Origin of the sequence: Rhizobium sp. WYCCWR 11128, assembly GCF_013416305.1 — a bacterium.
GTDB lineage: Bacteria > Pseudomonadota > Alphaproteobacteria > Rhizobiales > Rhizobiaceae > Rhizobium > Rhizobium indicum.
In genome coordinates, this window is sequence record NZ_JACCEZ010000010.1 from 76,192 (window position 1) to 96,464 (window position 20,273).

21 protein-coding genes are annotated in these 20,273 nt (G+C 61.8%); 12 read left to right on the forward strand and 9 right to left on the reverse strand.

Features of this window, described 5'->3' with window-relative positions; translation table 11 throughout:
• Positions 1-11 precede the first annotated feature (11 nt).
• The 6 genes from HX898_RS25665 to HX898_RS25690 form a co-directional block, all read right to left on the reverse strand.
• Positions 12-1,067 (reverse strand): alpha/beta hydrolase, encoded by a 1,056-nt coding sequence (locus tag HX898_RS25665; protein WP_138333390.1) that lies wholly within the window; start codon positions 1,065-1,067, stop codon positions 12-14.
• Positions 1,068-1,180: 113 nt separating this feature from the next.
• On the reverse strand, positions 1,181-1,795 hold the full coding sequence (locus tag HX898_RS25670) for a hypothetical protein (RefSeq protein ID WP_180196164.1): 615 nt from the start codon (positions 1,793-1,795) through the stop codon (positions 1,181-1,183).
• A gap of 112 nt (positions 1,796-1,907) precedes the next feature.
• Positions 1,908-2,033: a type B 50S ribosomal protein L36 gene (gene ykgO / locus HX898_RS25675; protein WP_003542835.1), complete on the reverse strand. Its 126-nt coding sequence runs from the start codon at positions 2,031-2,033 to the stop codon at positions 1,908-1,910.
• Positions 2,034-2,197: 164 nt separating this feature from the next.
• On the reverse strand, positions 2,198-3,274 hold the full coding sequence (locus HX898_RS25680; protein ID WP_138333392.1) for a 5-(carboxyamino)imidazole ribonucleotide synthase: 1,077 nt from the start codon (positions 3,272-3,274) through the stop codon (positions 2,198-2,200).
• Positions 3,271-3,765 (reverse strand): 5-(carboxyamino)imidazole ribonucleotide mutase, encoded by a 495-nt coding sequence (purE, locus tag HX898_RS25685; protein WP_011653459.1) that lies wholly within the window; start codon positions 3,763-3,765, stop codon positions 3,271-3,273. Before purE ends, HX898_RS25680 begins: the two co-directional genes overlap by 4 nt.
• Positions 3,766-3,783: 18 nt before the next feature.
• Positions 3,784-3,987 (reverse strand): YdcH family protein, encoded by a 204-nt coding sequence (locus HX898_RS25690; protein WP_003542832.1) that lies wholly within the window; start codon positions 3,985-3,987, stop codon positions 3,784-3,786.
• A 228-nt stretch (positions 3,988-4,215) separates the two neighbouring features.
• Here HX898_RS25690 and HX898_RS25695 point away from each other — a divergent pair, with 228 nt between their 5' ends.
• On the forward strand, positions 4,216-4,389 hold the full coding sequence (locus HX898_RS25695; protein WP_003542831.1) for a DUF465 domain-containing protein: 174 nt from the start codon (positions 4,216-4,218) through the stop codon (positions 4,387-4,389).
• 206 nt (positions 4,390-4,595) lie between these two features.
• On the opposite strand, the gene HX898_RS25700 is transcribed toward HX898_RS25695, so the two are convergent.
• Together HX898_RS25700 and HX898_RS25705 are read right to left on the reverse strand one after the other, a co-directional pair.
• Complete coding sequence (locus HX898_RS25700; RefSeq protein WP_003542830.1) at positions 4,596-4,856, reverse strand: metalloregulator ArsR/SmtB family transcription factor; 261 nt, start codon at positions 4,854-4,856, stop codon at positions 4,596-4,598.
• 96 nt (positions 4,857-4,952) lie between these two features.
• A complete protein-coding gene (locus HX898_RS25705; RefSeq protein ID WP_180196165.1) occupies positions 4,953-5,717 on the reverse strand; it encodes a sulfite exporter TauE/SafE family protein in 765 nt (254 codons plus the stop codon).
• 107 nt (positions 5,718-5,824) lie between these two features.
• On the opposite strand from HX898_RS25705, the gene HX898_RS25710 reads away from it, so the two are divergent.
• Positions 5,825-6,478: a thiamine phosphate synthase gene (locus HX898_RS25710; protein WP_017989377.1), complete on the forward strand. Its 654-nt coding sequence runs from the start codon at positions 5,825-5,827 to the stop codon at positions 6,476-6,478.
• Between the two features lie 10 nt (positions 6,479-6,488).
• Positions 6,489-7,571: a tetratricopeptide repeat protein gene (locus HX898_RS25715; protein WP_180196166.1), complete on the forward strand. Its 1,083-nt coding sequence runs from the start codon at positions 6,489-6,491 to the stop codon at positions 7,569-7,571.
• Positions 7,572-7,610: 39 nt separating this feature from the next.
• Here HX898_RS25715 and HX898_RS25720 read toward each other — a convergent pair whose 3' ends face one another.
• A complete protein-coding gene (locus HX898_RS25720; protein ID WP_180196167.1) occupies positions 7,611-9,353 on the reverse strand; it encodes a chemotaxis protein in 1,743 nt (580 codons plus the stop codon).
• 342 nt (positions 9,354-9,695) lie between these two features.
• Between HX898_RS25720 and HX898_RS25725 the strand changes: the two genes are divergently transcribed.
• From HX898_RS25725 to HX898_RS25765, 9 genes are all read left to right on the forward strand, one after another.
• Positions 9,696-10,025, forward strand: coding sequence for an STAS domain-containing protein (locus HX898_RS25725; RefSeq protein ID WP_180196168.1), 330 nt, complete (start codon positions 9,696-9,698; stop codon positions 10,023-10,025).
• On the forward strand, positions 10,022-10,390 hold the full coding sequence (locus HX898_RS25730) for a response regulator (RefSeq protein WP_003542824.1): 369 nt from the start codon (positions 10,022-10,024) through the stop codon (positions 10,388-10,390). Before HX898_RS25725 ends, HX898_RS25730 begins: the two co-directional genes overlap by 4 nt.
• Positions 10,387-12,435: a chemotaxis protein CheA gene (locus tag HX898_RS25735; RefSeq protein ID WP_180196169.1), complete on the forward strand. Its 2,049-nt coding sequence runs from the start codon at positions 10,387-10,389 to the stop codon at positions 12,433-12,435. The genes HX898_RS25730 and HX898_RS25735 overlap by 4 nt, the downstream gene beginning before the upstream one ends.
• Complete coding sequence (locus HX898_RS25740; RefSeq protein WP_003542822.1) at positions 12,432-12,941, forward strand: chemotaxis protein CheW; 510 nt, start codon at positions 12,432-12,434, stop codon at positions 12,939-12,941. Before HX898_RS25735 ends, HX898_RS25740 begins: the two co-directional genes overlap by 4 nt.
• 33 nt (positions 12,942-12,974) lie before the next feature.
• On the forward strand, positions 12,975-14,681 hold the full coding sequence (locus tag HX898_RS25745) for a methyl-accepting chemotaxis protein (protein WP_180196170.1): 1,707 nt from the start codon (positions 12,975-12,977) through the stop codon (positions 14,679-14,681).
• Between the two features lie 244 nt (positions 14,682-14,925).
• Positions 14,926-16,848 (forward strand): methyl-accepting chemotaxis protein, encoded by a 1,923-nt coding sequence (locus HX898_RS25750; RefSeq protein ID WP_138390528.1) that lies wholly within the window; start codon positions 14,926-14,928, stop codon positions 16,846-16,848.
• 242 nt (positions 16,849-17,090) lie between these two features.
• The gene (locus tag HX898_RS25755) at positions 17,091-18,899 is read left to right on the forward strand and encodes a methyl-accepting chemotaxis protein (RefSeq protein WP_180196171.1); all 1,809 of its coding nucleotides are present in this window, start codon (positions 17,091-17,093) and stop codon (positions 18,897-18,899) included.
• Entirely contained in the window at positions 18,896-19,378 is a 483-nt protein-coding gene (locus HX898_RS25760; RefSeq protein ID WP_003542818.1) for a chemotaxis protein CheW, read from the forward strand. Before HX898_RS25755 ends, HX898_RS25760 begins: the two co-directional genes overlap by 4 nt.
• Before the next feature lie 29 nt (positions 19,379-19,407).
• Positions 19,408-20,265, forward strand: a complete 858-nt coding sequence (locus tag HX898_RS25765; protein WP_180196172.1) for a CheR family methyltransferase — start codon at positions 19,408-19,410, stop codon at positions 20,263-20,265.
• The last annotated feature ends 8 nt before the right edge of the window (positions 20,266-20,273 follow it).

Consider the following 20,273-nt stretch of genomic DNA (forward strand, 5'->3'; position numbering starts at 1 on the left):
AGCCGGAGAGGTCATACGCCGTGCAGGGCGCCTGGCCTCAACGACGGCGCGGTTGCGGCCGTCCGATCGCGTGAGGTGGCGGCAAGCCTCGCTTCGGCCTTGCGGGCGATTGCCTGCAGGTCGCGCGGCTTGCCTGATATCTTCTCCATGGCGGCGATGGCGACATCGGTTGCGAGGTAATCCGGCTTGTGGCCGACGCCGCTGACGGTAATGAGCTCCGAGCCTGATATATCGCGGGCAAGGCCGCGCGAGTGCAGGTGTTCCCAGACGATCTCGTCGCGGTCGCCCGTTATGATGACAGTCGGCGCGGTGATCTGCGAATAGAGCAGCGACTGCTCCTTCACATAGGCAAGCAGTCGTTTGAAATCGTTGGCGTTGTTGTGGAAGGCGCTGGGGCGCAGCGCCAGCGACGGACCGGTTTTTTCGATGTAATCGGCCGGGCGAGGATTGGGGCGGAAGACATTCAGCGTGCCTCGCTCCAGCCGGCTGAGCCCGAGCGGCACGACGATCGCGTGGTTGAAGAGCCAGCCGACGATCGGTACGGTTGCCACATGATAGTACCAGTCGATGCCGCCCGGCCATGGATGGGTGGCGGGCGCGAGGAAGAGCAGGCCGGCGGTCTTGTCAGGATGGCGCAGGCCGAAGGCGGCGGTGATCGCGCCGCCGAAGGAATGGCCGACGATGATCGCTTTCCCGATGCCACGCTTCTCCATCAGCCTGGCGATTGCATCTGCCTGGCCGGAGGGGACGGCGTTCTCAGGGCCGCCGCGTTCGGAATAGCCATGACCGGGACGATCGACGAACAGCATTTCCGCCCGGCCTTCGAGTGCGGCGCGGAAGGCAACGACCTGGTCGAGCAGATTGCCGCTGGCGCCGTGAATGAAGACCAGCGCCGGCAGATCCGCATTTTCGGGACGCTCGACGTGGACGGCATTCATGCGGTAGCCGCCGACATCCGTCAGTTCGCCGATATTCGGATAGGCGTGTTCGAATTGCCGCGCCTTATAAGTGGAGTAACCGATGGCGGCGGCAAGCGGGGCGAGAAGAGCGGAAACTTCTGCAAGCATGATCTCAACGAGCGATAATTGCGGGACGTCCTGCGGCTGACAACCGCCACATCGTTCCCTCTCTATTCTAAAATTGTGCAGCGTGATCCGACGTCAAGATCGCTGACCGGGAATCAGGTGCGGTTGCCGGCAAGTTTTTCCGCAAGCGTGTTGGCCTGTTCCTGTGCGGTGCGTTCGGCGGGATAGATATCGAGAAAACGCTCCCACGCCTTCAAGGTCAGCTGGTCGTTACCGGAATTGCTGAGGATCGCCGCCATGCCGGAGAGCGCGCCGAAATGGCGCGGCTCGAGATCGAGCACACGTTCGATGTCGGACATCGACTTGCGATAGTTTCCCATGACGAAATTCAGCGTGGCGCGGCGGTTCCAGCTTTCGGCATAATCGGGCTTCAGCGCGATCGCCTCGTCGAGGAAATCGAGGGCCGCGGGGTTGCGCTTTTCCTCGATCGCCTTGTCGGCCCACTGCATCAGCAGATTGACGGTGGCACTGCCGGAATCGTTCCATTCCATGCGGATTTCATTGGCGATGCCGCTGGCCTTTTCGGGATCGCGTTCACGCTTCAGCTGGCTGAAGAGTTGGTCGAGGTGCTGCTTCGGCGCATTGTGGGCATCCGCCTGCTCGACGATGACGTCCTTTTTCGCGGCGGCGGCCGGAAAGGAGGAGGTGAGGAAAATGAGGGCGAGCGGCAGCGCCGCTGATGTCAAAGCAAAAAAGCGCATGGCGGGCATATTAGCCCGCCAGCGCCGAAGATCAAACAAATTTGACGTGATCACCGCAGCGACCCACCGGATATATCTGCCGGCGCAAGCTCACGCGGCAGGGCGATCCGGACGCGCGAAATCAGCCCTGACGAGCCTTGAAGCGCGGGTTCAGCTTGTTGATGATGTACATGCGGCCCTTGCGGCGAACCAGACGGTTGTCACGGTGACGAGCCTTGAGCGACTTGAGCGAATTCTTGATCTTCATTTTTCTGATCCGCGATCTCTATGGGGGAATTCACATTCGCCCGTATCTTTAACAATCAAAAGCGCGCCATCGGGCGCGCTGTTTAGGTGGGGGAGCAGATACCCCGTCACCTTTTCCGTGTCAACCACATGAAGGTGTTTTTCCCAAGGCACAGGGGTGTTTTCTCAGGCCAAAACCGGCGATTTCGGCGTCAAGGTGGTGACATGGCCCATCTTGCGGCCGGGGCGCCACTCGGTCTTGCCATAGAGATGAACCAGCGTATCGGGGCGCCGCAGCCAGTCGGGAACGGCAAGGATATCGTCGCCGATCAGGTTCTGCATGACGCAGTCGGAATGGCGCTCGGCATTGCCGAGCGGCAGGCCGGCAACGGCGCGGATATGCTGCTCGAACTGGCTGACGACGCAGGCGGCTTCCGTCCAGTGGCCGGAGTTGTGGACACGTGGCGCCATCTCATTGGCGACCAGGCCGCCATCGGCAAGCACGAAGAATTCGATGCCGATGACGCCGACATAGTTCAACGCGGCAAGGATTTTCTCGGCCGATTGGCGCGCGGCGTCCGCCGCCGGCGCAGCGATCGCAGCGGGAACCGTCGAGGTGTGGAGGATGCCGTTGCGGTGGACATTCTCGGCGGGATCGAAGCAGACGACCGTACCGTCGGTGGCGCGGGCGGCGATGATCGAGACTTCGCGCTCGAAGGCAACGAAGCTTTCGAGGATGAGCGGCACGCCGCCAAGTGCTGCATAGGCGCCATCCGGGCTGTCTGCGGCCGAGCGGAAAACCTTCTGGCCCTTGCCGTCATAACCGAGACGGCGGGTCTTCAGCACGCCCTGGCCGCCGAAATCCTTCAGTGCCGCCTCGAGATCGGCCTGGCTGTCGATCGCATGGAAGCGGGCAGTTGATATGCCGCAGCCATTGAGAAAGCGTTTCTCGACGAGGCGGTCCTGGGCGGCTTCCAGCGCCTTCGGCGGCGGATAGACAGACACGCTCGCCGACAGCGTTTCGGCGGCTGCGACGGGCACGTTCTCGAATTCGTAGGTGACGACGTCGCAGATATCGGCGAGTTCGGCCAGTGCCGAGGGATCGTCATAGGCGGCGGTAATCTGCCGGTTGGTGAGCTGGGCGGCCGGGCAGTCTGCCTGCGGCTCGAGGATGACCGTGCGAAAATTCAACCTGGCGGCGGCAATGGCCAGCATGCGGCCGAGCTGGCCGCCGCCGATAATGCCGATCGTTCGTGCCGTCATAGATCGTCCATCGGGTATTCGGCGACGGCAGCACTCTGGCGCTCGCGCCATTCGTCGAGCCGGTCGGCGATTTCTTCGTCGGAAAGGGCAAGCACGGCGGCGGCGAGAAGGGCGGCGTTGACTGCGCCGGCCTTGCCGATGGCGAGCGTACCGACAGGAATACCGGCCGGCATCTGCACGATGGAAAGGAGGCTGTCCTGGCCGGACAGGGCTTTCGATTGGACCGGCACGCCGAAGACCGGCAGCGGCGTCATCGCGGCGGTCATACCCGGCAGGTGGGCGGCGCCGCCGGCGCCGGCGATGATGACCTTGAAGCCCTCCGCGCGTGCGCCCTTGGCGAAATTGACTAGCCGGTCGACTGTGCGGTGGGCCGAAATGATGCGCGCGTCATAGGGAATTTCCAGCGCCTCCAGCGTGTCGGCGGCGTTTTTCATGGTCTCCCAGTCGGACTGGCTGCCCATGATGATGGCGACGGGTGGTCTGTCTGTCATCGTTGCTGTTATTCCCTCTCAGGCGATGATGTCAGGGATGATCTGATCTTCCAGCTTGGAGAGCCTGTCCTTGATAACGAGCTTCTTCTTTTTCATGCGCTGGATCCGCAGAGCGTCGCATCCGGTCTGGATCATGGCGTTGATCGCGGCGTCGAAATCTTCGTGCTCCTGGCGCAGGCGCGCCACTATGAGCCTGATTTCCGCCTGTTCCTGATCGGCCATATGCATTCCCCGTTATCGTCCTTGGACCTTGTCCGATCTGGCGATGATTTCCGCAAGCTCCTATCATCAAATACAGGTAACGGCTAGTTAGTCTTGATCATGAAATTGCCATCCAGTCTTCATCTTTTGGCCTTCGACAAGCCTTCAAAAATATGTCACAGTCCCGCCCGTTGACACCTTGATCCCCGACGATGTTGGCCGGGGAGGGTAAGAGGAAGGAAGGGTCATATGACTGTTCAAGCTCATCTTGAGTCACTCCAGAAAAAGCATGTCGCTCTCGAGGAGGAGTTGCACGCGCTCAGAACATCTCCCTCTATTTCGGATACGGAGCTTGCCGAATGCAAGCGCCGCAAGTTGCGCATCAAGGACGAGATTCAGCGTCTTAAGTCATCCGTCCACTAATCTTCCCAAGGGTCGCCGGGCGATCATCTTGCGCAACAAGGTAAATCCATCCATTCCGCCAAAAATTTGCAAGAACCGGTGATTTGACACCATATTTGCGCCAGTCCGATGCATCCGGCATCGTGGCTGGCGCTTTTGGGTCTGTCACGTCCCACATCGCGTTCTTATGATTCGCATCGTATCCCCAGATCTTATGGGAACCTGCATCAGGCCCAGAACTGATCCAGCCACAAATTGAGCTTGTCGAAGCCGCGGTTATTGACCGTGTAGATGCGTTTGGTGCCTTCCGAGGTCACGGAAACGAGATTGCTGTCGAGAAGCGCCTTCAGGTGCTGTGAAACAGCTGGACGGCTGATCGGCAGGCCTTCGGCGAGCTCATTGACCGTCCGTGGCGCGCGACGCAATTCCTCCAGCAGAAACCGCCGGTTCGGATCGGCAATCGCAGAGAAAGGGTCGGTGTTCGACATGGCGGCAACGCTACGTCAAACCGGCCGCGCCAGCAAGGAAATTGTGCATTGCAGCGAATTGCAGCAATGCGAAGTGCAGCGGCGCTGTAGGGCCTCTTACCAGCCAAGGCCCTCGCGCACGATCAGGAAGGCGGCGATCAGCGCCATTGTATAGATGAAGGGATAGAAGATCTGTGGCCTCATGCGGCGCACGCACCAGGCGCCGGCAATGGTGGCGAGCGGAGCAAAGGGCAGAAGCGTTGCGGAGGTCGCAAGGTTCTGGGTGCCGAGCTGGCCGAGCGCGAAATAGGGGATCAGCTTGACAGCGTTGAGGATCGCGAAGAAGCGCACGCTGGTGCCGGTATATTCGCGTGGCTGCAATTTGAGCGGCAGGGCATAGATCTGGAAGGGCGCACCGCCGGCATGGGCGACGAAGCTGCCATAACCGGAAAATGTTCCCCAGAGGTTGGCGGCTACCGGCCGCTGGCTGCGCGGCGGGATCACCTTGCCGGCGCCCGGGCCGAAAGTGCTCCAGAAATAGCGCAGGCAGAAGAGGACGGTCACCGCGCCGATGACGATGCGCAGCAAGTTGCCCGGAACCAGAGCCGAGGTCGCCCAGCCCAGCGCAATGCCGGTGAAGGCGCCGGGCAGCATGATCTTCAGCGTCGTCCAGTCGCCATGCTTGCGCCAGATGACGAGCGAGATCATGTCCATGAAAACCAGGATCGGTAGCAGGATGGCCGCCGCCTCGACCGGCGAGACGACAAGGGCGAGGAAGGGCAAGCCGATCAGCGACAAAGCGTCGCCCATGCCGCCCTTTGCGAGGCCCACCAGCAGAACGGCGGGCACGGCGGCGTAGTAGAATAACAAATCCTGCGGCATGCTTTCGACGTCCTCCTCTTGCAAGCCTCGTCTAACGGAACTACTCACACAAAACGAGTGCGGATCCCTCATTTCGAAGGGGAATTCGCAGGAAACGGAAAGACCCCATGACCGAACCGGAAAACCGCTGCCGCCTTGTGCTCATCGTAGCCGATATCGCCGATGCCGATGAACAGGCAAAGATCGTCGCCGACGCGCTCAAGGGCGGCGATGTCGCTTCGGTGATCGTGCCGCAATACGGGCTCGACGACGGCACCTTCCAGAAACATGCCGAAAAGCTGGTGCCGTTGATCCAGGGCGCTGGCGCCGCCGCGCTGATTGCAGGCGACAGCCGTGTCGCAGGCCGGGCGAAGGCCGACGGCCTGCACCTTTCCGGCAATGCGGAGGCCCTTTCGGAGGCGATCGACAAACATGCGCCGAAGCTGATCGTCGGCGGCGGCAACGCGGCCGACCGGCACCATGCGCTGGAGATCGGCGAAGTCAGGCCGGACTATATCTTCTTCGGCAAGCTCGACGGCGACATCAAGCCGGAGGCGCATCCGAAGAACCTGGCGCTCGGCGAATGGTGGGCCTCGATGATCGAGATCCCCTGCATCGTCATGGGCGGCACCGATCCGGCCTCGGCGCTCGCCGTCGCCGAGACCGGAGCGGAGTTCGTGGCGATGCGGCTGGCGGTTTTCGGCGAGCCCGCCCGGGCGCCGTCCGTCGTTGCCGAGATCAATGCGTTGCTTGACGAAAAAGCGCCACGGTTTGAGGATTGAAATCGCGCTCATGCCGATCCCGCCCGCCCGTCATTTGAAATATCTCCTCGCCGGCATGGCCGCCTTCCTTGCGGCCGGGCCGAATATTGCCTTGGCGCAGGCGCCTGACAGCGTCATCAGTCAGCCGGGCACGGGGCCGGCTTCGACCTTTCGCACCGATCGGCCTTCCAGCCCGGGCGTGCAACCCTCCGACGGCGTCGGCGTATTCGACCGCATGGGCGCGAAGCTGCCGGACCTGCCGCCGGAGAAGGATTACAAGGGGCCGATCGACGAGGCTTACGGCGCCTTCCAGCGCGGTTATTACCTGACGGCAATGGACAAGGCGCTGCCGCGCGCCCAGCTCGGCGATCCGGCGGCGCAGACGCTGATCGGCGAAATCCTCTCGCAGGGCCTCGGCGTCAAGAAGGACGTGAAGAACGCTGCCTTCTGGTACGGCAAGGCGGCCGAAGGCGGCGATGCGGCGGCAATGTTCAAATATGCGCTGATCCTGATGGAAGGCGAGGGCGTGCCTCGTGACAAGGTCAAGGCCGACGACTACATGCACAAGGCGGCCGAGGCCGGCAATCCTTCGGCGGAATTCAACTGGGCACAGCTTCTCATCGCCGACAATCCCGGCGAGAAGGGACTGAGGCTGGCGCTGCCATTCTACGAGAAATCGGCCGAGCAGGGCATTGCCGATTCGCAATATGCCGTGGCGCAGATCTATGCGACGCTGAAGGACCTGCCGGAAGAAAAGAAGAAGCTTGCCCGCGAATGGATGGTGCGCGCGGCGCGCGCCGGCTTCGATACGGCCCAGCTCGATCTCGGTATCTGGCTCGTCAACGGCGTCGGCGGGCCGAAGGATTACGTCAAGGGCTTCGAATGGCTGAAACTTGCCGCCAATGGCGGCAATGTCGCCGCGCAGAACAAGCTCGCCCATCTCTATATCAACGCGATCGGCACGGCGCCCAATCCGATCGAGGCGGCGAAGTGGTACGTGCTGTCGCGCCGGGCCGGGCTCGCCGATCCGGCGCTCGAGGATTTCTATCTCGGCATCGAGGACGCCCAGCAGAAGGCGGCGATCGACGCCGCCAACAAGTTCCGGCGGCGATAGCGGCCGTTTGTCGACCCGGCCGACGACAGGCGTTTCAACCTAAAAAAGCGCATCGGCGAAGAGGTCTTCATCGTTTTCGGCTTTGGCGGTTTCGGCGGGAGCGGAGGTGCCGTCCTCGCTCGCCGGAATGATGCCGCGATGAATGCTGCGCTCCTGGACCATCGTATAGTGCTTGAAGATCTTGCGGTCGAGCGGCGCGATCGTCTCAGCGAGATCGGAGATATCGGCGACATCGGTGCCGGCGACGCCTTCGAGCATATCGGCGCAGCCGGCAAGGACTTCGCCCAGATTATGTTGGAAATCGAGCTTGCCGATCAGCAGGCTGATCTTGGTGGCGACCTCGCGACCGTTCTCGGCGAGCACCTTCAGCTCGTTTTCCATCACGTTGGCTGCAGAGCGGATGTTGCCGACGGCCGAGGTCAGGCTTTCTCCGAGATTGCCGGCTCCGGCATCGGTGGCGGGGGCGACGCGCCCGGCCGCAGCTTCGAGCGCCGGCAGGCCGTTGACGATGGCGTCGGCGGAATCGTCGAGCTTGCCGGCGAAGATGCGCAGTTCGGCGGTGACGACGTTGATCGACCTGCCTTCCTCGCCGAGCCGGCTACAGCGCAAGTTGGTATTCAACGCCATATAGTGAATGTCGGTCTTGACGGCGCGGATGTTGCCGATCGCTTCGGAGAGCTTGGCCGCCGTACCGATCGTCGACTGGCTCACCTGGTCGGCCTGGCGGCTTGCCGTATCGACCTGCTTGACGATTTCATGGGCGGCCGAAACGCTGGATTCCAGCGCGCGCATGAAGTTGCCGCCGGCCTCGCCACTCTGACCACTCATCTGATCGCGCAGCTTGAGGATCTCCCGCATGTCGTGGTCGAAACTCGCGATCGTCTTGACGACGTTTTCGGAATCCCGCTGGAAATTTACGCACATGTCGCTCATCTGCGCCGCTGTCAGATGGTGAATGACGTTCTGGAGGCGCTGGCGCGCGCCGGCGTCGAGTCTGGCGCCATCCTCGCCGGCAAAGAAATCTTCAAGCAGCGAAAAGGTGGCCTGCACATGCTCGATGCGCTGGCGGGTGATATCGCCGATCTGCAGGGCGGACAGCGTCGAGGCGACCTTGCCCTGGACGGCGCGGGCAATTGCGCCGACCTCGCGGGCGATGACGCCGAGATCCTTGCGATGTCCGGCGATCTTGGCGGCATCATCGCGCAGGGCTCCGGCGACGGCCGGAACAGTATCGGCATAGCCCTTGGAAACACCGGCGCCAAAGGAGGCGGCGAGCTTGACCTCCTTGTCGAGACTGTCGAGGTGCGTGGCGAAACGGTTGACCTCATCGGTGCCGGAATAGATGCGCTCCAGGATCTCTTGGGCGAAGCCGGCGAATTCGGCAAGGCCGGCACCGGTAATCTTCACGGTCACCGCGAAGGTTCTGAGATAACGCATCGTCTCCTGCATGTCAGCGACGTGCTTGCGCAGCTCTTTGCCGGTATGCGCCAGCGAGACGAGCGCCTGCTGCCGGTTTTCCTCGGTGACGGGCAGCGCCATCAGGCTCTCCACCGTGGCGCGGAGATCGGCACTGGTGTCGCTCGCCTCCTTGTTGTCGAGCGTCGTGGTGACACTCTCGAGCGAGTTCAACAGACGGTTGAGTACATCCATCACCGACAGCAGCACGGTGCCGCCTTCGAGGAAACGTTCCTCGACCTGGCTACGAGCAGATTCCAGGGTCTGGCTGATGTCCCGCCCAGATGTGTAGGCTACAGCGTTCGATGATACCAGAGCGTGTGCCACTTTTATACCTTTTCTTAAAATACAGGCAATTCGACTCTATTTTTACGGGCAGGATGGAAACGTCCGGTAAACGCGCCGGGACTCGCCAGCGTTGTGATTAACGAAAGATGTTGTTGAGGTTCCGATGAAAGAGTCACGGTGGTGAGGTGTGATTCAACATACTGTTTTTACTTTATTTATTTCTAAATTTTGAGGAAAAAATACAACTTATCCCGGATGAGAATTGGGAGTCGCGGAACGCGCTATACGGCAGTTTCCTACAACCGCTGTTTACTCTGCATTAACGCTGCCGTGAGAGTCCTTTTAGGGTCATCAAGTATTTTTCTGGCCCAGGAGGCTGCATTGGATACTCAGAAACAATATTACGAATCTATAAATTTACCGGACGTGCTCAGCATTCGTAACATGTCTGAACTATATTCAAAGTTTGCTGATGAATTTCATAGTAATGATACAATCATCATCAGCATTCCCGAAGGCGCGGAAGCGGATCTGAGTTTCGTTCAACTTATCGAATCCTCGCGCCGCCAAGCAAAAACCAAGGGAAAGACATTCAAGCTTTCTTCGCCGGCCAGCGGCTCGGTCCTCAAGGTACTTGAGCGCGCAGGTTTCATCGAATCCTTCGATCATGAAGACGCAAAGTTCTGGTTGCATAAAGAGGTGACATTATGACTGCAAATATCCTGACTGTCGACGATTCCGCCAGCATTCGTCTGACCACCAAGGTCACGCTGACCAATGCCGGTTATAGTGTCACCGAGGCGGTCAATGGGGCAGAGGGCCTCGCGACGGCCAAGGGCAGCAGCTTCGATCTGATCGTGACCGATCTCAACATGCCTGTCATGGACGGGCTGACGATGATCGAGGAACTGCGCAAGCTGCCGGCGCAGGCCGGCGTCCCGATCATCTTCCTGACGACGGAATCGGACGCCGATCTCAAGGCGCGCGCCAAGGCCGCCGGCGCAACGGGCTGGCTGACCAAGCCGTTCGACCCGGAAAGCCTGGTGAAGATCGTGAAGAAGGTTCTCGGACGATGAGTACGCTCGATCCCGTCGCCGTATTCCGCACCGAAGCCGCCGAATGCCTCGAAGCGATCGAGGCCGGTCTTCTCGACCTGACCCACCAGCTCGACAATAAGGATCTCGTCGACGCGGTGTTCCGCGGCCTCCACACACTCAAGGGCTCCGGCGCGATGTTCGGTTTCGAGGCGCTCGCCGCCTTCACCCATCATTGCGAAACAGCCTTCGACCGCGTCCGCAAGGGCGAGGTCGCGGCGACCAGCGAACTCGTCGCCGCCGTTCTCGCCGCCCAGGACCATATGCGGGCGCTGGTCGACCAGCCGGACGCCGATCATGGCGATACCGGGCATAAGCTTCTGGCGCAGTTGCAGGCTGCCGTCGGCGGCAAGGAAGCGGCGCCTGCAGCAGCGCCAGCCGCTGTTTCCGCAGCGGTGCGCGACGCGGCGGCGAAGAAGAACTGCTGGCGCATCCGCTTCAGCCTGCCCGCCAATTCGATGGCCAACGGCACCAACCCGCTCGGCCTGCTGGACGAGCTGCGCGATCTCGGCGAATGCACCGTGCGCGCCAACACCTCGGCCATTCCGCCCCTCGACGCGCTGGCTCCGACGGAACTCCACATTTCCTGGGACGTGACGCTGACCAGCGACCAGGACCGCTCGGCGATCGACGACGTCTTCATCTTCGTGCTCGATGATATGGAACTCAGCGTCGAGGAGATCGACACGTCGGCAGCGGCAACCGCCGCTCCGGTCGAGAAAAAGGTTGCACCTGCCCCTGTCGTCGCGGCATCGGCGGCCGCCGTTTCACCAACCACCGTCCCGGAGTTCCGTCCTGTCGAGGCGGTTCCGGCCAAGCGCGAGGCGCCTGCCGCCGTCAGCCAGGCGAAGGCGGCCGAGAATGTCCGCGTTCCGGCCGAACGTCTCGACGAACTGATGGACCGCGTCGGAGAGCTCGTCATCGCGCAATCGCGCCTCAGCCAGCTCGCCAGCGCCAGCACCGATATTGCACTGCGCTCCGTCTCGGAAGAAATCGAACGTCTCTCCGGCGAATTGCGCGACACGATGATGGTGCTGCGCATGGTGCCGGTCGCCACCCTCTTCTCCCGCTTCCGCCGCCTCGTTCACGATCTCGCCCGCGAGACCGGCAAGGTGATCGAGCTGGTGACGGAGGGCGAGAGCACCGAAGTCGACAAAACGGTCATCGAGCGTCTGGCCGATCCGCTTGTGCATCTGGTGCGCAATTCGATCGATCACGGCCTCGAAACGCCCGCCGACCGCCTTGCCTCCGGCAAGACGGAAGCCGGCACGGTGACGCTTTCGGCCCGCCAGGCCGGCGGCGAGGTGATCATCTCGATCAGGGACGACGGCCGCGGCATCAATCGTGAACGGGTGCGCGCCAAGGCGGAGTCCTCCGGCCTTATCCAGCCCGGCCAGCCGCTTTCCGACTCCGAGCTGCTGCAGCTGATCTTCGCCCCCGGCTTCTCGACGGCAGCCGCGATCACCAATCTGTCCGGCCGCGGGGTCGGCATGGACGTGGTGAAGAAGACGGTCGAGGCGCTCCGCGGCGCGATCGACATCGTCAGCGTGCCGGGACAGAGTTCGGAAGTGTCGCTGCGCATCCCGCTGACGCTCGCCATCATCGACGGCCTGCTGGTGCGCGTCGGTTCCGGCCGCTACGTCATCCCGCTCTCGGCGGTCGAGGAATGCCTCGAACTGTCGCTCGAGGAAGATCTTCGTTCGCGCGGCCGCAGCTTCATCTCGCTGCGCGACAGCCTGGTGCCGTTCCTGCGCCTGCGCGACCTCTTCCGCACCGGCACAAAACCCGATGTGCATCAGAAGGTCGTCGTTATCTCCACAGGCACGGAGCGCGTCGGCCTCGTCGTCGACCAGATCATCGGCGACCACCAGACGGTCATCAAGTCGATGTCGAAACTGCACAATAACGTCGCGACCTTCTCGGGCGCCACCATTCTCGGCGACGGCAGCGTCGCTCTCATTCTCGACGTCGGGCACCTGGTTGCCGCGGGTCAGCAACAGGAGGCGCAATTGCGTGTAGCAGGATGAGTGCAACAGCAGCAGCCGAACGATTTGACAATCACTGGAACTATGCCGAGGAAGTCGAAGTCCTGACCTTCGATCTCAACGGCGAAACCTTCGCGCTGGAAGCGGTCATCGTCCAGGAAATCCTGGACCTGCTTCCCGAGACCGCGGTGCCGGGCAGCCAGCCCTTCGTCGCCAGCGTCATCAACTTTCGTGGCAAGGTCATTCCGCTCGCCGATCTGCGTCTCGCCTTCGGGATGGAAGCGGCGGAGGCGACAATCGACAGCCGCATCATCGTCATCGAGATCGATCTGCAGGGCGAGCAGACGCTCGTCGGCCTCAGGACCGACAAGGTGAACGAGGTGACGACGCTTGCAAAGTCCGCGAGCGAGGCCCCGCCGAGTGTCGGCATGCGCTGGCGCGCCGATTACATCAACTGCCTGGTGAAAAGGGGCGGAGAGTTCATCATTCTCCCCAATCTGCAGGCGATTTTTTCATCGAGGCGAGATGCGGCGGGAGCCGCTAATTGACGCTGAATGAATTCAACGAGGGGTTTGGGGACTATGCGACTGACAATCAAGACGAAACTGGTGACCGCGTTCACCTTCATCATTCTGATGCTCGTAGGCACCGCCGCTTACGGTATCTTCAGCCTTGGATCGCTGAATGACACGATCGATAAGCTTCTCGCCGGCCCGGCAGCCCGGCTCGATCTGGCGCAGCAGATCAACATTGCCCAGCTCGAGGAGATCCGCCAGCAGAAGAACCTGCTCACTGCCCGCAGCGCAGACGAGACGGCTGGCGCAATCGCGAAGGGCAATCAGGCCCGCAAGGACTTCACCGACGCCTTCAACCAGGTGTTGGAGCTGGCCACGGAAGAAGGCAAGGCGCGCTGGGCGCGCATCGCCGAACTTTCCAAGAGCTTCACGGCAGCCGACGATCAGATCCGGGAATATATGAAGGCCGGCAATGCCGAAGGCGCAAATGCCGTTTCCGTCACGACGGCGCGGGTCGCTGCCAACGACATCGACTCGACGCTCAGCGAAATCCTGGCACTTGAAAAGCAGCGTATGAAGGCTGCCGACGACGGCGCCGAAGCGCAGTACACGACGACGCGCACAATGATGGTTGCGGTCGCCGCCGTTGCCCTGCTGATTGCTGCCTTTACCGCGTTCTGGATCGCCAGCACGATCAGCAAGGGCCTCGGCCGTGCCAACAGCGTGGTGCGCGAAGTGTCGGAAGGCGATCTGACCAAGATGGCCGATATCACCAGCCATGACGAAATCGGCGAACTTCTGGGCAACGTCAATACGATGATCGAACGCCTGCGCGGCGTCGTCGCCGACGCACTGTCGGCCGCCGACAACGTCTCTTCCGGCAGCCAGCAGCTTTCGGCAAGCTCGGAACAGGTATCGCAGGGCGCTACCGAACAGGCGGCTTCCGCCGAAGAGGCTTCTGCCTCGATGGAGCAGATGGCCGCCAACATCAAGCAGAACGCCGATAACGCCGCCCAGACCGAAAAGATCGCCCGCCAGTCGGCCAAGGACGCGGAGATGAGCGGTGAAGCGGTGACGCGTGCTGTCGACGCCATGCGGACGATTGCCCAGAAGATCGGCATCGTCCAGGAGATCGCCCGCCAGACCGATCTGCTGGCTCTGAACGCTGCCGTCGAAGCCGCTCGTGCGGGGGAACACGGCAAGGGTTTTGCGGTCGTCGCCTCGGAGGTGCGCAAGCTTGCCGAACGCAGCCAGTCGGCCGCTGCCGAAATCAGCTCGATGTCGAGCGACACAGTCAAGGCTGCCGCCGATGCCGGCGACATGCTTGGCCGGCTGGTGCCCGACATCCGCAAGACGGCGGAACTTGTCTCCGAGATCAGTGCGGCCTGCCGCGAACAGGATATCGGCGCCTCGCAGATCAACGAAGCGATCCAGCAACTCGACAAGGTGACGCAGCAGAATGCCGGCGCTTCCGAGCAGATGTCGGCAACCTCCGAGGAGCTCGCCTCCCAGGCCGAAGAGCTGCAGACCTCGATCGCCTTCTTCAAGGTCGATACGGCAGGCGCACGGACCGGCGCCTACAAGGCCCAGCCAAAAGCTTCGACCAAGGTGATCAAGACCCCGGCTGCTGTCCGCAAACCCGCCCCGCAGGCCAACGGCCAGGGCCGTGGCCAGACGGTTTCGGCGCAGCAGCAGCGTCTCAAGGGCTTTGCTCTCGATATGTCGATGGGCGGTCCAGACGCCGGCGACGACGACTTTAGGGAGAGCGCATAGGCGCTCCCCTGGCAAAAGCGCCTGAACGCTTTCGCCATGTGATCCCTCGGGCTGCTCCGGTGGCCCGAGGCGGGATATCCCCCAACGCATGTAGGCGTTGGCGCTGCGATCGATAGATGTCCGGCTGCCGGGAAGTGAATGTAGTCGCTTTCCCCCTTTTCAGACACATCACTTTCACGCTCGACGCCCCACCGATGGGACGTGTCTCTATCCATTCGTTTTGACCGCAAACAGGGGGTCTCACATGCGTTTCACCATCAAGCTCAAATTGGGTCTTGCCTTCGGCATCATGACGCTGCTGCTGATCGGCATCGCGGTTTATGGAAGCCTGAGCCTCGGCACCTTGAACGATGCAAGCGGCAATATGATCGACGGCCCGATGCGCCGCCTGGAACTGGCGCTGAACGCCAATGTTGCCGAAGTCAACGCCATCCGCGCTCAGAAGAACGCGCTGCTTTCCACCGAACCCGACGCCGCTGCCGGTTTCTACAAGGAGGCCGACCAGAACTTGCAGGCGATGTTCGATGCCGTCGATGCCGGCCACGCCATCGCTTCGCCCGAAGGCAAGCCCTATTGGGAAAAGCTGCAGACGATCGGTGCGAAATTCCGCGACAGATCCGCCGAACTGCAGCAGCTTGACGCCAGGGGCGATCAAGCCGGTGCACTGGCGCTGTCGCTCGGCGACCTGCGCACGATGACCAACGACATGGGTGACGCGATTGCCGCACTCATCGAGATCCAGCGCAAGGGCATGAAGGCGACCGATCAGTCGAACACCGATCTTTACAATTCGACCAAGCTGATCCTCGGCACCGCTTCCGGTATCGCCGTGCTCATCGCTCTCGGCGCTGCACTGTGGATCACGCTCGGCATCAACAACGGTCTGCGGAAGATTACGACCGTCGTAAACGCCGTCGCAATCGGCGACCTCAACCAGAAGGTCGACGTCAAGACCAATGACGAGATCAAGGATCTCATCAACACGGTCAACACCATGACTGCCAACCTGCGCGCCACGGCAGCACTCGCCGATCAGATCGCGATGGGCGACCTCAGTACCGATGCCAAGCCGCTTTCGGACAAGGATACGCTCGGCATCGCGATGCAGAGCATGATCTCCAACCTGCGGACCACCGCCGGCATCGCCGATCAGATCGCAAACGGCGACCTGACGGTGTCTCCGAAGCCGCTCTCCGACAAGGATGCGCTGGGCCTCGCCCTGGAGCAGATGGTCGAACGTCTGCGCGGCGTCGTCGCCGACGCGATCTCCGCCGCCGAGAACGTCTCTTCCGGCAGCCAGGAACTCTCGGCAAGCTCCGAGCAGGTCTCGCAGGGCGCCACCGAACAGGCGGCTTCGGCCGAAGAGGCTTCCGCCTCGATGGAAGAGATGGCTTCCAATATCAAGCAGAACGCTGACAACGCGGCGCAAACGGAAAAGATCGCCCGTCAGTCGGCCAAGGATGCTGAAGCCAGCGGCGAGGCCGTCTCCCGGGCCGTCGATGCCATGCGCACGATCGCCCAGAAGATCGGCATTGTCCAGGAGATCGCCCGCCAGACCGATCTGCTGGCTCTGAATGCCGCTGTGGAAGCAGCACGCGCCGGCGAACACGGCAAAGGTTTTGCGGTCGTCGCCTCGGAGGTGCGCAAGCTTGCCGAACGCAGCCAGTCGGCTGCCGCCGAAATCAGCGCCATGTCGAGCGATACCGTGACGGCCGCCCAGGAAGCCGGCGATATGCTCGGCCGTCTGGTGCCCGACATCCGCAAGACGGCGGAACTGGTCTCCGAGATCAGTGCTGCCTGCCGCGAACAGGATATCGGGGCTGCCCAGATCAACGAGGCAATCCAGCAGCTCGACAAGGTGACGCAGCAGAATGCCGGTGCCTCCGAGCAGATGTCGGCGACCTCCGAGGAGCTCGCTTCCCAGGCCGAGGAACTGCAGACCTCGATCGCCTTCTTCAGGGTTGACATGGCGGGCGGGCGCCGCGATCGCACGCCGGCTGCAAAACTCACCGTCCGCAGCCGGGCTCCGGCCACACCGCGCAAGCCGGCCAGCAAGGCGCCGGCCAATACGGTCGCCGGCCAGCAGGCCCGCGCCAAGGGGTTTGCCCTCGATATGTCGATGGGCGGTCCCGACACGGCCGATGACGAGTTTAGGGAGAGCGCATAGCGCTCCCCTGGGGAAAGCGCATAGCGCTCCCCTGGGGAAAGCGCATAGCGCTCCCCCGTTCGCAACTGTCGTGGGCCAGCCAGCCTGGCCCACGACGCACACTCCGGCGCTCGCGTGCCGGCACGGAAGTCCGCCAATTTCCTTCCGTGGCATGTCTTTGCCTACTCGAATTTCTTTGCTGCATGATGCCGCGCGCCCCTGGACCCCATTTTATTGCTTCGCTCTCGGAGAGGTATATTGAGATGCGTATTACGATCAAACTTAAGCTCGCAGCCGCATTCGGCTTTGTCATACTGCTGCTGGTAGGCAGCGCGGTCTATGGAATCATCAGCCTCAGTTCCCTGAACAATGCTGTCGGCAACCTTGTTTCAGGTCCTGCAAAAAGGCTGGAACTGGCTCTGGAGGCAAAGACTGCCGAGCTTAATGCCGTTCGCTGGCAGAAGAATGCCCTTCTGGAAATGGATCCCGAAGTGGCCAGGAAGGACTACCAGAACTCGGCGAAGAGCCTGGATGAAATGGTGGCCTTCGCCACGGGCGGCCAACAGCTCGCAACCACCGAGGGCAAACCCACTTGGGACAGGCTGGTTGAGCTTGCCAAACGCTTCAATGAGAGCTCCAACAAGGTCGCCTCCATCCAGGAAAGCGGCGACAGGGCAGGGGCGGCGGCGCTTTCGTCGGGAGAGGTCCGCGTCCTCGTCGTGGAACTGGAAGAGGTTTTCGAGACGCTCGTCGCGCTTCAGCAGAAGTCGATGACGCAAGCCGATGACGACACCGACATTCTTTATAGTTCGACAAAGAACATGCTGATCGGTATCGCTGTCGGCGCTTCCGTCATCGCGTTCGCTGCTGCGCTATGGATCGCGCTCGGCGTCAACAGCGGCCTGCGCAAGATCATGAACGTTGCCAGCGCCGTCGCCATCGGTGACCTGAACCAGAAGGTCGAGATCAAGAGCAACGACGAGATCAAGGATCTCGTGAACACGATCAACGTCATGACGGAAAATCTTCGCAACACCGCGGAGATCGCCAATCAGATCGCAAACGGCGACCTGACGGTGTCTCCGAAGCCGCTCTCCGACAAGGATGCGTTGGGCATTGCGCTCGAGCAGATGGTCGAGCGCCTGCGCGGGGTTGTCTCCGACGCGGCCGCTGCCGCAGAAAATGTCTCGGCCGGCAGCCAGGAACTCTCCTCGAGCTCCGAGCAGGTGTCGCAGGGCGCTACCGAACAAGCGGCTTCCGCCGAAGAGGCTTCTGCCTCGATGGAAGAGATGGCCGCCAACATCAAGCAGAACGCCGATAACGCCGCCCAGACCGAAAAGATCGCCCGCCAGTCGGCCAAGGACGCGGAGATGAGCGGTGAAGCGGTGACGCGTGCTGTCGACGCCATGCGCACGATTGCCCAGAAGATCGGCATCGTCCAGGAAATCGCCCGCCAGACCGATCTGCTGGCTTTGAACGCTGCCGTCGAAGCCGCGCGTGCGGGGGAACACGGCAAGGGTTTTGCGGTCGTCGCCTCGGAGGTGCGCAAGCTTGCCGAACGCAGCCAGTCGGCGGCCGCCGAAATCAGCTCTATGTCGGGCGATACGGTCAAGGCCGCGCAGGAAGCCGGCGACATGCTCGGCCGGCTGGTGCCCGATATCCGCAAGACGGCGGAACTGGTTTCCGAGATCAGTGCCGCCTGCCGCGAGCAGGATATCGGCGCCTCGCAGATCAATGAAGCGATCCAGCAGCTCGACAAGGTGACGCAGCAGAATGCCGGTGCTTCCGAGCAGATGTCTGCGACATCGGAAGAGCTTGCGACCCAAGCGGAAGAACTGCAGACGTCGATCGCCTTCTTTAAAGTCGATACGGCAAGCAATCGCCTGCATCGCGTGCCGGCCGCCAAGGTCACGGTCCGCAGCCCGGCTTCCGCCGCCGGCCGCAAGCCTATGCCCAAGAAGCCGGCTGCCAACAGCGTTGCCGGCCAGCAGGCTCGGGCGAAAGGCTTCGCTCTCGATCTCTCGATGGGTGGTCCCGATGATGGGGACGCCGAATTCAAGGAAAGCGCATGATCATGGCCACGACATCTCTGGAAGCGCAATTCGTGACCTTCAGCCTCGGCGACGAGATTTTCGCCGTGCCGGTTGAGGTCGTACGGGAAATCCTCGACTATGCGGAAGCTTTCAAGATTCCGAATGGTCCTGACTATCTGCTCGGCCTGCGCGATGTGCGCGGGCAGGGTGTGCCGACGATCGATCTTCGTTTGAAGCTCGGCATGACGAAAACCGTGCCGACGCCGCACACGCGGGTGCTCGTGCTCGACGTGCCGATGGAAAGCCGGCTTCTGACCCTCGGCCTCGTCGCCGACCGCGTCTTCGAGGTCACACCGTTCCGTCGCGAGCAGATCGAGGCGGCGCCCGATATCGGCGTGCGCTGGCGCTCGGACTATATCGCCGGCGTCGTTCGCCGTGAAAACGGCTTCGTCGTCATCATCGATCTTGCACGGTTGCTGTCGCGCGAGGACGCCTCGGCACTGCAATCAGCGGCCTGACCGCGTATCAACCTGGAGTAGTGCGTTCTATGGGTATGGCAGCAGCGGTGGAAACCCAATTGCCGGGCGACCGGATCAGCAAGCGCAATTTCGACAAGCTTGCCCGGTTCATCTACGATTATAGCGGCATCAAGATGCCGCCGACCAAGCTGACGATGCTCGAAGGGCGGTTGAGGCGCCGCCTTCGCGCAACCAACCATTCGACCTTCGACGATTATTGCGACTTCCTGTTCAATGAGGATGGCCTCGCCCAGGAAACCGTCTACCTGATCGACGTCGTGACGACGAATAAGACCGACTTCTTCCGCGAAGCCAAGCATTTCGACTATCTGCAGAGCGTGGCGTTGCCGGCGATCGCCAACAGCGGCGTGCGGACCATCCGTACCTGGAGTTCGGCCTGCTCGACGGGGGCGGAACCCTACACGATGGCTATGGTGCTGGCAGAATTCGCCGAAGGCCGCAACGACGTTTCCTACAGCGTGCTGGCGACCGACCTTTCCACCGACGTGCTGCAGACGGCGCGCCGTGGCATCTATCCGGAAGATTTGATCGCACCCGTGCCGCGCGACCTGCAGCGCAAATACGTGCTGACGGCCAAGCAGCCGGGTCGGCGGGAGGTGCGCATCACGCCGAGATTGCGTAGCAAGATCGGTTTTGCCCGCATGAACCTGATGGACGAGAAATACGCGATCGGCGAACCGATGCACGTCATCTTCTGCCGCAACGTGCTAATCTACTTCGACAAGCAGACTCAGGCCGGTGTTCTCAACCGCCTCTGTGACTGCCTGGCGAAGGGCGGCTACATGTTTATCGGTCACTCCGAATCGATCACCGGCTTCGATCTGCCGTTGAAGCAGGTCTCGAATACGGTGTTTCAGCGTATCTAAAGCGCATC